The organism is Cellulosimicrobium sp. 4261, from assembly GCF_040546915.1.
Taxonomy (GTDB): domain Bacteria; phylum Actinomycetota; class Actinomycetes; order Actinomycetales; family Cellulomonadaceae; genus Cellulosimicrobium; species Cellulosimicrobium cinnabarinum.
The window spans coordinates 1-1716 of the sequence record NZ_JBEPOQ010000030.1; the positions used below are offsets into that span (position 1 = coordinate 1).

Annotated in this window: 2 protein-coding genes; one reads left to right on the forward strand and one right to left on the reverse strand. The window is 71.3% G+C overall.

Annotated features, from left to right (window positions below; translation table 11 throughout):
• A partial coding sequence (locus ABIE39_RS18690; protein ID WP_354053019.1) for a ClpX C4-type zinc finger protein occupies positions 1-695 on the reverse strand: 695 nt, incomplete at its 3' end.
• Between the two features lie 190 nt (positions 696-885).
• Here ABIE39_RS18690 and ABIE39_RS18695 point away from each other — a divergent pair.
• A complete protein-coding gene (locus ABIE39_RS18695) occupies positions 886-1596 on the forward strand; it encodes an iron-dependent transcriptional repressor DtxR (RefSeq protein ID WP_175010224.1) in 711 nt (236 codons plus the stop codon).
• Positions 1597-1716: the final 120 nt, after the last annotated feature.

The following is a 1716-nucleotide window of genomic DNA, read 5'->3' on the forward strand; positions in this document are numbered from 1 at the left end:
CCCGACACGTCCCGCGTGATCGAGGGGTTCTCCGCCTTGCGCGCCACCTTGTCGATCTCATCGATGTAGATGATGCCCGTCTCAGCCTTCTTCACGTCGAAGTCCGCCGCCTGCACCAGCTTCAACAGAATGTTCTCCACGTCCTCACCGACATACCCCGCCTCGGTGAGCGCCGTCGCGTCCGCGATCGCAAAAGGCACGTTCAACATCCGCGCCAACGTCTGCGCCAGATACGTCTTGCCCGTCCCCGTCGGACCGATCAACAAGATGTTCGACTTCGCCAGCTCCACGTAGTCCGCGTCGTCGGTCGCGAGGGACTCGCCCGCCTCCTCGGCGGCAGCGGCGGCGCGGACGCGCTTGTAGTGGTTGTGCACCGCGACGGCCAGGGCCCGCTTGGCGCCGTCCTGCCCGACGACGTAGCGGCTGAGGTGCGCGAAGATCTCGTGCGGCGTGGGGAGCGGGCCGCTGCCGGTGACGATGTCCTGCTCGGCGGACTCCGCCTCACGGTCCTCCTCGACCATCTCGAGGCAGAGGGCCACGCACTCGTCGCAGATGAAGACGCCCGCGGGGCCCGCGATGAGCCGCTTCACCTGCCGCTGCGACTTGCCGCAGAACGAGCACGTGAGCGCGTCCGCCGCGCGGGGCCCGCGCTGACCGCGTGCGCCGCCGTCGTCGGTGCCGTCGGAGCGTGCCACCAGGTGCCTCCAGTCGAGTCGGTTGCGGCCGATCGTAACCGTCGCCCACGACACCCCCGCACGCGCGCGGCCCGGGCGCGCCGGTCAGGCGTGCGGGACTCGTCCGCCGCGGCGGCCGAGCTCGGCGGCGAAAGCGCTAGACTGGAACCGTTCCAGAGAAGAGTGCGTCGTACCTGCCGCGGGAGGCCGAGTGACCGACCTGATCGACACCACCGAGATGTACCTGAAGTCGATCTACGAGCTGCAGGAGGAGGGGATCCCCCCGCTGCGCGCGCGGATCGCCGAGCGCCTCGGGCACTCGGGGCCGACGGTCTCGCAGACCGTGGCGCGCATGGAGCGCGACGGCCTCGTCGTCGTCGGGGGCGACCGCCAGCTCGAGCTCACGGCCCTCGGCCAGCAGACGGCGGTGCGCGTCATGCGCAAGCACCGCCTCGCCGAGCGCCTGCTCACCGACGTCATCAAGCTCGACTGGGAGCACGTCCACACCGAGGCCTGCCGCTGGGAGCACGTGATGAGCGACCTCGTCGAGCGGCGCCTCGTCGGGCTCCTCGACCACCCGGCGCACGACCCGTACGGCAACCCCATCCCCGGCCTGCGCGAGCTGGGCGAGGACCTGCCCGAGGTCGGCTACCTCCAGGGCGTCGTGTCCCTGCGGGCCCACCTCGTCGCGCGCGCCGCGGTGCCCGGCACGGAGGTGCGCGTCGTGCTCCAGCGCATCGCCGAGCCGATCCAGGTCGACGTCGAGCTGCTCGCCCGGTTCGCCGAGGCGGGCGTCTTGCCGCACCGGACCCTCGTGGTCACGGTGGGCGACGGCGTCGTCACCGTCTCGGGCGAGGGCGCCACGACGGTCCTCGACCTGCCCGACGACGTCGCGCGGCACCTGTTCGTGACCGCGGACTGACGGCTTGTGGCCCTGGCCGGCCGTTGAGAACGAGGTTGGTCCCGCTATCCACCGGATAGCGGGACCAACCTCGTTCTGGTGGGGGAGCGGGGTCGTGCTCGCCTACCGGTGTCGTGCGGC